This is a genomic window from Thermovenabulum sp., from assembly GCF_049723235.1.
In the GTDB taxonomy this organism is placed as follows: Bacteria; Bacillota; Thermosediminibacteria; order Thermosediminibacterales; family Thermosediminibacteraceae; genus Thermovenabulum.
On sequence record NZ_JBNARB010000024.1, the window covers coordinates 18,172 to 27,680 of the forward strand.

Here is a 9,509-nt window from a genome sequence, read left to right on the forward strand (position 1 = left end):
ATGAAGGTTTACAGGACGGCATGTCCGAGGGACTGCCTGGGAGCCTGCGCTCTGAAGGCAACCGTAGATGAATCGGGGAGACTTGTAAAGGTACAGGGGGATGAAGACCACCCCTGGACGAGAGGTTTTACCTGCATTAAAGCAAAAAGTTACCCGGAAATTGTCTACAGCGAAAAAAGGCTGAAAAAACCCCTGATAAAAATGGGGGAGGAATTTAAAGAAGCTTCATGGGATTATGCCCTTGATGAAATATGTAACAGAATGCAAAAGGTAATTGAGGAATACGGGAATCTTGCAATTCTTCATGAGTCTTCGGGAGGCTCCGAAGCCCTTACGAAAAATATCGACAGGGGTTTTTTTAACGCTCTGGGAGGGGTTACCGTAAGTGAGGGGTCCCTCTGCTGGGGAGCGGGCATAGCTGCACAAAAATACGATTTTGGTGGGCTTTCCGAAAACGACCTGACGGAAATTGAAAACGCCGCAACCATAGTTCTATGGGGGAGGAATATCCTTTCTACCCAGCCCAATGCTTTTTATTTCATTAAAAAGGCGATGGAAAAGGGTGCAAAGCTCATTATAGTAAACCCCTTTTATACCGGCCTTGAAAAAATGGCAAGCCTGATAATAAGGCCAAAGCCCGGCACCGATTCCGCTTTGGCCCTGGGAGTCTGCGCCTACCTGGTGGAAAAAAACCTCTTTGATGGAGAATATGTAAATAAATTCTGCTACGGCTTTGAGAAATTTAAAGAGATTTTAAAGGATTACACCCTTTCGGCGGTGGAAGAGATTTGCGGTTTGCCGCAGGAACAAATAGTAGAGCTTGCAAACTATTATTCCGGTAATAAGCCCGTAACCACCCTGCTGGGATACGGCCTTCAAAGGTACAGGGGCGGGGGAAACACCATAAGGGCAATAGATGCGCTTTCAGCCCTGACGGGTAACATTGGCAAAAGGGGAGCCGGTGTATCCTACGGCAGCGACATTTTCTGGAACCTGTTTTCCAATATATTGTTCGAAGGAGAGGTAAAATTTAAGCGGCATTTTAACAAAACCTCCCTGGCAAGGGACATATTAAACTCGCAAGACCCTCCCATAAAATTTGCACTTATAAACAGGGCTAACGTTATGGCAAACACCCCCAATGTGAAATTAATGAAAGAAGCCCTTGATAGCATTGATACCGTTGTAGTAATTGACCTTTTCATGACCGATACGGCAAAACAAGCGGACATCATCCTTCCCTGCACCACCTTTTTTGAGGAAGAAAACGTTAAGGTCAACTCCTGGAGTCCTTATATCTATTACTGCCCTAAGGTCATAGACCCAATTTTTGATTGTAGATCCGATGAGGAAATTTTCCTGGAACTGGCAAAAAGGCTGAATCTCGGGCCCTTTAATGGTTTAACAAAAGAAAACTTATTAGAATGGGCAGTAAAACCCTTGCAGAGCATAGGTTTGAGTTTTGCAGAGTTGAAGGAAAAAGGATACGTAAGGCATCCCTTTGCTCCTTACGTAGCATGGCAGGAGGGAAAATTCAGGACACCCAGCGGCAAATTTGAATTTTATTCAAAAAGGGCTGAAAGGGACGGCCAATCGCCATTACCCGTATATCTTAAACCCTATGCAAAAGAAAAAGATTATCCCTATTATTTGATTTCCATGCACTCCAAGTTCAGGATACATACTCAATTCCAGCAGGCAAAAACCATTGAAAAAATTAATCCCTTCCCGAAAGTGTTCATCCATCCGGAGGAAGCGGAAAGAAAAGGTATTTTAGAAGGAGAGATGGTAGAGGTTTTTAACGAGAAGGGCAAAATAAAGGTGCGTGCGGTTTTTGAGGAAAACATGAGAAGGGATATCCTGATGGTAGAGTCCGGATGGGAGCTGGAAAGTGAAGGCAATGTGAATATTATTATTGAGGAAAATATTACGGAAATGGGAAACAGCGCCGCTTTATACGATGAAAAGGCAGATATAAGAAAGGTAACGGCAGGGGATAAAAATTGAACGTACATATCATTGCTGTGGGAAAGGTGAAGGAAAAATACCTGAGGGAAGGAATAAAAGAATATGAAAAAAGGCTCCTGCCTTACTGCAAAATAAACACAATTGAAGTAATGGAGGAAGAAGCTCCGGCAAAAGCCCTTGACGCTTTTAAGGAGGCATTATTAAAAAAAGAAGGGGAAAGAATATTGAGGGCATTAAAGCCCCATAGCTATAAAATAGTCCTGGCGGTTGAAGGAGAAAGGCATACCTCCGAATCCATGGCTTCAAAGATGGAAAAACTCATGCTTATGGGGGTTTCCGATTTCACTTTTATTATAGGTGGTTCCTTTGGCCTTCACTCTGAAGTAAAAAAGACTGCCGATCTGGTTTTGTCTTTTTCGGATTTTACCTTTCCTCATCAAATGATGAGGCTTATTTTATTGGAACAAATTTACCGCTGGATGAAGATAATAAAAAAAGAGCCTTACCATCGTTAACAATGGTCATAAAAATTAATAGGTGACATTGGTTGCCGCATCGGAGGAGGAATATATAATGCAAAAAGAAGAAAAAAAGGCGATAATCGCCGGGTTAATCTGTTCCATGATTTTTGGTTTTTCCTTTTTGTTTACAAAACGAGGGCTGGAAGTGATGGATATTTATCACCTTCTCGCATTGAGGTTCAGCTTCGCTTTTATCGTTTTTTTAATACTCCGGGGAACCGGTTTTGTAAAAGTGAACTTCCAGGAGAAATCCCTTTTACCCCTTATGCTGATAAGCTTTATTGAACCGATTTTATACTTCATCTTTGAGACTACCGGGGTAAAGCTCACTTCTTCTTCCGAAACGGGGATGATGATAGCGGTGATCCCGGTAGTAACCCTTATTTTTGCCTTTTTTATTCTTGGAGAAAGACCCGGAAAAAGACAAATATTCTTTATATTCCTTTCGGTATTCGGAATGGCTTTTATGATATTAATGAAGGGGAAGCTGGAAGTGGGGAAAAACCTTCTGGGCACCGTGTTTGTACTGGGGGCGGTGGTGAGCGCCGGACTTTACAATGTGATATCAAGAAAAATATCGAAGGAGTACACTCCCGAAGAGATAACTTACTTTATGATGATCGTAGGAATGCTTTTCTTCAACGCCGTGTCCATAATAGATCATACAAAAAAAGGAAATATCTCCGGATATTTTCTTCCCTTATTTAATCTGAAGGCTGTTTTTTCGGTGGTTTACTTAGGATTTTTTTCCTCGGTTGTAGCCTATTTTCTTTTAAATTACATGCTCTCAAGAATAGAAACCTCCCGCTCGTCGGTTTTCAGCAACCTTACCACATTAATTTCAATTATTGCGGGAGTAATCTGGGGTGACGAGAGTTTTTATTGGTACAACGCCGTGGGAAGCCTTTTAATCCTCATCGGCGTATGGGGTGCCAATCGCTTTTCGGAAAAATCACAGGTTGATTACGCTTCGGACCTCAGACCGAAATAGATGTAATTTGTTAGTAAGGCCAAAAATACTGCCGATGTCAGGGAAAGTATGTAAACCGGGACATTATCTACCAGCAGTCCTGCTAGGAACATGCCCACCGGCTCCATCAAAGAACTCATAGAAGAAATAAGCCCGAAAACCCTTCCCCTTAAATCGGAAGGTATATTTTTTTGAAGCAAAGACAGTATGGGGATATTGGCAAAGCTTGAAGATATACCCGCCACCAGGATTAGAAAGATGTTTGCAAAAAAGTAAAAGTTTTTAGAAAGGACTCTTAAAAGGAAGGGCAGTACAATAAAGCCGGTAATGAATATGTAAGCACTAATGGTTAAAAGACTGATGTACAAAGTTAAAGCCAGATTCTTTCTTTCGGGCAAAAGGGCGAGGACCAAAGAGCCCATAAGCATCCCGCCGGGGAAAAAACTTTCTAAGATACCGAATTGCGAAGGGGAAAGGCCTATTACGTTGTTTATAATATAAGGAAAGGGGACATTGATTCCAAAGTTGAAAAAGAAATTAATGAAAACCGCAGCGGAGAAAATAATAAGGATGGTTTTCTGGGACTTTACAAAAGAAAAGCCTTCCTTTAACTCCGAAAAAAATAGGTTCAAGTTTAAAGCCTTTTTTTGAATTTCCGGCGCCTCTTCGGGGAATAAATTAAAATTTATTAAAAGCTCTAAAAGCGCCGCCGAAAGAAAGGAAAGGGCGTTTGCCATTATAAAAAAGCTTAAATCGACAAAACCGAAAATAATACCGCCAATAAAGGGTCCGGCAATGGAAGAAAGCGAAGTTATCCCTGAGTTTATAGAATTTACCCTTGTTAGGTTCTGCCTTCCGGCGATTGCGGGCATGGAGGCATTGAAGGAGACATCTTCAAAAATATTGCAGATGGCCAGGATAAAATTGACCGATAGGACAAGTATAAGGTTTAATTTTGAAGGATCAAAAAGAAAGTAAAATAACATTAAAGTGGCAGAGCTTATTAAATCGGAGAATACTACTATTTTTTTCTACTGAAATTATCGCAAAGAACACCGGAAAAGGGGCCAAAAATCACCCGGGGGAGGGTGCCGGCTACCAGGCTTAATGAAAAAGATAGCCCCGATCCCGTCATTTTTAATACGTAAAGGCTGATGGCAAAGTTATAAAGATAACTTCCCAGCAGGGAAATGGATTTTCCTAAGAACATCAGGACCACGTTTTTTATAACCCTTTTTTCGATTTTTGAGCCCCCCTTTTTCCAGAAAATACAAACCATATTTATATTATTCAAAAGAATAAGTATTGTCAATAAAAACAGGGTGTAAATTTGGATAAATTATGCAATAATTTAATAAAAAAGAGAATAATACAAAGGGAGGAATTAAAGATGTTTAAAAGGATCACTCTAAAAGAGGCTTCTTCATATATTGCCGAAGGGCTGAAAAAAGGAGCTTTTCTTACGGTTAAATCAAAGGATAAGGTAAACACCATGACCATCGGGTGGGGATTTACGGGGGTGCTCTGGCAAAAAGAAGTATTCTGCGCCTTTGTAAGACCTTCCCGCTACACTTTTAAATTAATAGAAAAAGCGGACTCCTATACGGTGAGCATACCTCTTAAAAAAGACCTCTCAAAGGAGCTGAGGCTGTGCGGTACGCTCTCCGGAGAGTCCGTGGACAAAATAAAGGAATTTAATCTAAAGCTATTACCGGGAGAAACCGTTGATTCGCCGGGGATAGAAGACTGCGATTTAATATTAGAATGCAAAATTATCTATAAAGCACCCATCGAGAGAAACGCAATCCCCGGAGAAATAAAAGTTTCCTTTTACCCGCACGGGGATTTTCATCACATGTATATCGGAGAAATTACCGCTATAAGGATGAAAACCGAAAATTTAGGTTTTGAAAGCTCAGCTACAACCTCATGACAATGATGCCGAGAATAACGATTAAGGCCCCCATTATTTTATTTAAAGCCAGGGATTCCTTTAAAAAAAGAATTCCAAATAAAAGGGCAAAAAGGGGATAAGTTGCACTCAAAGGTACCACTAGCGAGACGTTGCCTTCCTTCAAAGCGTAAAAATAAGCAAAATGTCCTAAGAAGGAGGCAAAAATCCCCTCTAAAACGATAAAAATAAGGGTACGTTTATCTAAGGTAAAGGCGGGCAGGTATCCTCCCATATACGAGACCAAAAGGCAAATACCTACGGCTATGCTTATGCTGAAGGTTCTTATAAAAAGAGCTACTAAAGGCGGCAATTTGGTAAGCCCCATTTTTCCAAATATCGGGGCTAAACCCCAGAAAAATGCTGTGAGAAGGGCGAAAATAATGGGTCTCATTTCTTCGCCTCCCTGCATAAATCTATTAACGGACAAAGCCCGCAGCCGGGTTTTGTCCTGCAGACTTCCTTTCCGAGCTTTACAATAAGTGCATGGTATTCATTAAAGAGGGATACATCCAAGGGTAAATTTGACATGAACAATTCCTGGAGTTCTTTGTAGCCTATATCTTCTTTTATTATTCCGAGCCTGCAAAAAATCCTTTTAGTGTAGGCGTCTACCACAAAAATCGGCTTTTTTGCGGCATAAAGGATGATGGAGTCCACCGTTTCTTCTCCCAGCCCTTTTAATCCCAGCAGTTCCTCCCGGAGTTCATAGACGTCTTTATCGAACAGCTTATATAAACTGCCGTCGTAATTTTTCAAAAGATACCTGCAAAAATTTTTGAGCCTTTCCCCCTTTTGCTTGTAAAACCTTGTGGAGCGAATAAGTCTGTGAAGTTTTTCGTCATTCACCTCGGTTAAGGCCCGGGGAGAAAGCAGACCTTCCTTTTTGAGATTTTTTATGGCCTTTTCCACGTTCGACCAGGATACGCTCTGGGTCAGTATTGCGCCAACTACCGTTTCAAAATCGCTCTCGGCAGGCCACCAGTTTTGAGGGCCATAAGCCTCAAATAATTTCTCAAAGATTACAAAGAAAATATTTTTTTCCACTTTTGCATTCCCACCCCTTTTATTATTTGCTTTAAATAAAATTTATCATATGTTATAATTAAATTGCCCAAAAGGGCGCATATTTTTAATTTATTTGAGGAGGGCTTTCATGATAGGGCAGGGACAGGAAAGCGGCTATTCGTTGAGAAATAAGATATATCAACATCTGAAGAATGCCATTCTGAACGGTGTATACAAACCGGGAGAAAGCCTTATAGAACTTAAAGTAGCCCGGGAACTGGGAGTAAGCAGAACTCCGGTGAGGGAAGCCATCAGGCAGTTAGAACTGGAAGGCCTTGTATCCAGCATACCCAATAAAGGGGTAATTGTCGAGGGTGTTACCGAAAAAGATGTGGAGGACATATACACCATACGAAAAATGATCGAAGGGCTGGCAGCCAGGTGGGCAGCCGAAAAAATTACTCCGGAGCAGCTGAAGGAATTGAAGGATATACTGGATTTAATGGAATTTTATACTCAAAAGGGAGAAATAGAAAAAGCGTCGGAGCTGGATACGCAGTTCCACGACCTTATTTTCAAAGCCTGCCAGAGCAGACCCTTGGAATCCGTTTTATCCCACTTCAACCATTTTATACAGCGGGCAAGGCTGGTGTCAATTAAGAGCATAGGAAGGGCACCTTATACCCTGGAAGAGCACAAAAAAATTTACGAAGCCCTTGCAAAAAGAAACCCCGAGGAAGCGGAACAAGCCATGATAAACCATGTGGAAAAGGCAAGGCAAAACCTGAATCCTTATCTAAAAGACAAAAAAGTATTTTAGTCCGGTAAAGAGGCCGGACTTTATTTTTTACTTTGACTTTTTATGGATTTTATTTGCCGTCCTTTATCTTATCTAAAAGCTTCATTAATATGGCCCGGTTGGAAACGGGATACAACGATGAAATTTTTAGCTCCGCAGGGGAAAGATCGCCAATGCTTTCCAAGGGCAGCTCCCTCTCGAATTCCTCAATTTTTTCTTTAATGGATTTTAAGTCAAAACCGTTTTCTTTAAGGTATTTTATCCTTAAAAGGCGGAGCACATCCCTTTCGGTATATCTTCTCTGACCGCCCTCGGTTCTTTCGGGCTTTATAAGCCCTAAATTTTCGTAATACCTAATCTGTCTTGCCGATAAACCGGTTCTTTGCTCTACAGCTCCAATGCCGTAAAAGCCCTTTTCATCCTTTTCCACAGGGCATCCGTCCTCCCCTTGAAACTTCCTCAGCTTAATTCTAACAAAACCTCCCGGGATGAGTCAATATAAACCTGACAATAATTATAATACAAAAAAATATAAAAAATAAAACCTTACAAATAGTTGACACATAAAAATATGAATGATATTATACTTAACAAATATAGTTTAAATGTGGTTTAAGAAAATAATGGGGCTCAAAGCTATAGGGAAGAAATTTTTAACAGGTTTTTATTAAAAATATCTAATTAAAATAATATTTATAAAGGAGTGAAATTATGCCCAAGTACACCAAGAGCGATATTTTGAAAAAGGCTCAGGAACTGGATGTAAAGTTTATTCGGCTGCAATTCACGGACATTCTGGGGATAATTAAAAATGTCACGATTACCGTAGAACAGCTGGAAGACGCTCTCGACGGCAAAATAATGTTCGACGGTTCCAGTATTGAAGGCTTTACCCGGATTCAGGAATCGGATATGTACTTAAGGCCCGATTACGATACCTTCTGTATTCTCCCCTGGAGGCCCAGGAGGGGGGCGGAAGCCAGGCTGATGTGCGACATATATACCACCGATCAAGAACCCTTCATCGGGTGCCCGAGGACAATTCTAAAGAAGGTATGCGATGAAGCCAAAGCAATGGGTTACGAGTTTCAGGTAGGACCTGAGCCGGAATTTTTCCTTTTTCAGCTTGGCGAGGATGGAAGACCCACCATTAAGACCAACGACAGGGGAGGATATTTCGATCTTTCTCCTGTGGACTTAGGTGAAAACGCCCGGCGCGATATTGTTCTTGCATTAGAAGAGATGGGCTTTGAAGTGGAAGCTGCCCATCATGAGGTTGCTCCGGGACAGCACGAAATAGACTTTAAGTACGCCCCGGCTCTGAGAACGGCCGATAACATAGTAACTTTCAAGTTCGTGACCAAGGCCATAGCCATGGAACACGGGCTTTACGCCACCTTCATGCCGAAGCCCATTTTCGGGGAAAATGGATCCGGAATGCACCTTCATATGTCCCTTTTCAAGGATGGGGTAAACGCTTTTTACGACCCGGAAGATAAGGAAACGGGGCTTTCCCAGATAGCAAAATACTTCATAGGCGGCATACTGCACCATGTGAAGGGATTTACCGCAATTACCAACCCCACGGTAAACTCCTATAAAAGGCTGGTTCCGGGCTACGAAGCTCCCGTATACATTTCCTGGTCGAGTAAAAACAGGAGCGCTCTGGTGCGAGTGCCCGCTGCCCGGGGCAATGCCAGCAGGATCGAGCTCAGAAGCCCCGATCCTTCAGCAAATCCCTACCTGGCTTTGGCGGTAATCCTGGCAGCCGGGTTAGATGGAATTAAAAATAAGATTGAGCCCGGTCCCCAAACCTTTGACAATATTTACGAGATGACTCCGGCGGAAAGGCTGGCCCAGGGGATAGAAAACCTTCCCGGCACTTTAAAGGAAGCACTGGAATATCTTTCCAGGGATGAAGTGATAAAAAAGGCCCTCGGCCCCCACGCTTACGAGCACTTTGTGAAGGCAAAATTGATAGAGTGGGATACCTATAAAACTCAGGTCCATCAGTGGGAATTGGATCAGTATTTACCCGTATTCTAATTTTAGAATAAATCAAAAGAAAATAAAATCCAAATCTATTTTCATCAATGGTTGTGTTTTACAAAACATGGATGGTTAAGTAGTAAATGCCCTTATAAAAAATTTCTTCAATGGTTTTATTTTTCCCAAATTATTGACTGACCTGTTTACCTTAAAAACTACCCGGTAGTAACGAAAATTCTACCGGGGATATTTTTTTATATTAATAAATCAAAATTTATGAAAGGAATTTGTCAAAATAAATAA

General features: G+C 41.6%; 11 protein-coding genes. 6 read left to right on the plus strand and 5 right to left on the minus strand.

The window, feature by feature from the left end:
- Genes ACPLOV_RS10345 through ACPLOV_RS10355 form a run of 3 tightly spaced genes read left to right on the plus strand, consistent with a single transcriptional unit; the run spans position 1 to position 3,480 of the window.
- Positions 1–2,007: a molybdopterin-containing oxidoreductase family protein gene (locus ACPLOV_RS10345; RefSeq protein ID WP_424909184.1), complete on the plus strand. Its 2,007-nt coding sequence runs from the start codon at positions 1–3 to the stop codon at positions 2,005–2,007.
- Entirely contained in the window at positions 2,004–2,483 is a 480-nt protein-coding gene (gene rlmH, locus ACPLOV_RS10350; protein ID WP_424909185.1) for a 23S rRNA (pseudouridine(1915)-N(3))-methyltransferase RlmH, read from the plus strand. Before ACPLOV_RS10345 ends, rlmH begins: the two co-directional genes overlap by 4 nt.
- A gap of 58 nt (positions 2,484–2,541) precedes the next feature.
- Positions 2,542–3,480 carry a DMT family transporter gene (locus ACPLOV_RS10355; RefSeq protein ID WP_424909186.1) on the plus strand — a complete coding sequence of 313 codons (939 nt, stop codon included), beginning with the start codon at positions 2,542–2,544 and terminating at the stop codon, positions 3,478–3,480.
- Here the strand turns inward: ACPLOV_RS10355 and ACPLOV_RS10360 are convergent.
- Both ACPLOV_RS10360 and ACPLOV_RS10365 read right to left on the minus strand, forming a co-directional pair.
- Positions 3,453–4,445, minus strand: coding sequence for an MFS transporter (locus ACPLOV_RS10360; protein ID WP_424911123.1), 993 nt, complete (start codon positions 4,443–4,445; stop codon positions 3,453–3,455). The two genes, ACPLOV_RS10355 and ACPLOV_RS10360, sit on opposite strands and share 28 nt — an antisense overlap.
- A gap of 35 nt (positions 4,446–4,480) precedes the next feature.
- A complete protein-coding gene (locus ACPLOV_RS10365; protein ID WP_424911124.1) occupies positions 4,481–4,669 on the minus strand; it encodes a hypothetical protein in 189 nt (62 codons plus the stop codon).
- Between the two features lie 180 nt (positions 4,670–4,849).
- Between ACPLOV_RS10365 and ACPLOV_RS10370 the strand changes: the two genes are divergently transcribed.
- Entirely contained in the window at positions 4,850–5,392 is a 543-nt protein-coding gene (locus tag ACPLOV_RS10370) for a flavin reductase family protein (protein WP_424911125.1), read from the plus strand.
- On the opposite strand, the gene ACPLOV_RS10375 is transcribed toward ACPLOV_RS10370, so the two are convergent.
- Together ACPLOV_RS10375 and ACPLOV_RS10380 are read right to left on the minus strand one after the other, a co-directional pair.
- Entirely contained in the window at positions 5,379–5,804 is a 426-nt protein-coding gene (locus ACPLOV_RS10375) for an EamA family transporter (protein WP_424909189.1), read from the minus strand. The genes ACPLOV_RS10370 and ACPLOV_RS10375 overlap by 14 nt on opposite strands.
- Positions 5,801–6,457, minus strand: a complete 657-nt coding sequence (locus ACPLOV_RS10380; protein WP_424911127.1) for an endonuclease III domain-containing protein — start codon at positions 6,455–6,457, stop codon at positions 5,801–5,803. Before ACPLOV_RS10380 ends, ACPLOV_RS10375 begins: the two co-directional genes overlap by 4 nt.
- A 109-nt stretch (positions 6,458–6,566) precedes the next feature.
- Here ACPLOV_RS10380 and ACPLOV_RS10385 point away from each other — a divergent pair, with 109 nt between their 5' ends.
- The gene (locus tag ACPLOV_RS10385; protein ID WP_068748456.1) at positions 6,567–7,238 is read left to right on the plus strand and encodes a GntR family transcriptional regulator; all 672 of its coding nucleotides are present in this window, start codon (positions 6,567–6,569) and stop codon (positions 7,236–7,238) included.
- 49 nt (positions 7,239–7,287) lie between these two features.
- Here the strand turns inward: ACPLOV_RS10385 and ACPLOV_RS10390 are convergent, their stop codons facing one another.
- Positions 7,288–7,647, minus strand: coding sequence for a MerR family transcriptional regulator (locus ACPLOV_RS10390; protein WP_424909191.1), 360 nt, complete (start codon positions 7,645–7,647; stop codon positions 7,288–7,290).
- A gap of 281 nt (positions 7,648–7,928) precedes the next feature.
- On the opposite strand from ACPLOV_RS10390, the gene glnA reads away from it, so the two are divergent.
- Positions 7,929–9,263 carry a type I glutamate--ammonia ligase gene (gene glnA / locus ACPLOV_RS10395; RefSeq protein WP_424911128.1) on the plus strand — a complete coding sequence of 445 codons (1,335 nt, stop codon included), beginning with the start codon at positions 7,929–7,931 and terminating at the stop codon, positions 9,261–9,263.
- Positions 9,264–9,509 lie beyond the last annotated feature (246 nt).

Bases quoted from the DNA above. Each gene is read 5' to 3' on its own strand.
- ACPLOV_RS10345 (WP_424909184.1), top strand. From the start codon at position 1: ATGAAGGTTTACAGGACGGCATGTCCGAGGGACTGCCTGGGAGCCTGC.
- ACPLOV_RS10355 (WP_424909186.1), top strand. From the start codon at position 2,542: ATGCAAAAAGAAGAAAAAAAGGCGATAATCGCCGGGTTAATCTGTTCC.
- ACPLOV_RS10360 (WP_424911123.1), bottom strand. From the start codon at position 4,445: ATGTTATTTTACTTTCTTTTTGATCCTTCAAAATTAAACCTTATACTT.
- ACPLOV_RS10365 (WP_424911124.1), bottom strand. From the start codon at position 4,669: ATGTTCTTAGGAAAATCCATTTCCCTGCTGGGAAGTTATCTTTATAAC.
- ACPLOV_RS10370 (WP_424911125.1), top strand. From the start codon at position 4,850: ATGTTTAAAAGGATCACTCTAAAAGAGGCTTCTTCATATATTGCCGAA.
- ACPLOV_RS10375 (WP_424909189.1), bottom strand. From the start codon at position 5,804: ATGAGACCCATTATTTTCGCCCTTCTCACAGCATTTTTCTGGGGTTTA.
- ACPLOV_RS10385 (WP_068748456.1), top strand. From the start codon at position 6,567: ATGATAGGGCAGGGACAGGAAAGCGGCTATTCGTTGAGAAATAAGATA.
- glnA (WP_424911128.1), top strand. From the start codon at position 7,929: ATGCCCAAGTACACCAAGAGCGATATTTTGAAAAAGGCTCAGGAACTG.